Origin of the sequence: Agreia sp. PsM10 (genome assembly GCF_030433855.1) — a bacterium.
Lineage (GTDB): Bacteria > Actinomycetota > Actinomycetes > Actinomycetales > Microbacteriaceae > Agreia.
Genome location: NZ_JARUXC010000074.1, coordinates 1 through 245, shown reverse-complemented (window position 1 = coordinate 245; position 245 = coordinate 1). Strand labels below are relative to the sequence as shown.

The following is a 245-nucleotide window of genomic DNA, read 5'->3' as shown; positions in this document are numbered from 1 at the left end:
AGCCGGTGGGGGTCACGACCTCGGACAGGGTGCGGCAGATCACCGCCGCCGTATCGACGCCGACACGGCCGGCGAAGAACGCCGCCACCACGACCGGGAAGAAACTCGGATTCGGCGTTCCCGACAGAGACTCCGACGACCGTAGCCGCTGGCCCAGGCTGATACGGGTCGGCGCGGTGCGCTCCGAGACGTTCGTGGTCGCAGCAAGGAGCTTTCTCGCCGACCCGAACCCATGACGGTACGCG

At 68.6% G+C, this 245-nt stretch carries 1 pseudogene; it reads right to left on the bottom strand.

The annotated features are described in order from the left end of the window. Window positions 1-245 (bottom strand): annotated as a pseudogene (locus tag QCD70_RS19085) (DUF222 domain-containing protein); the annotation flags it as partial.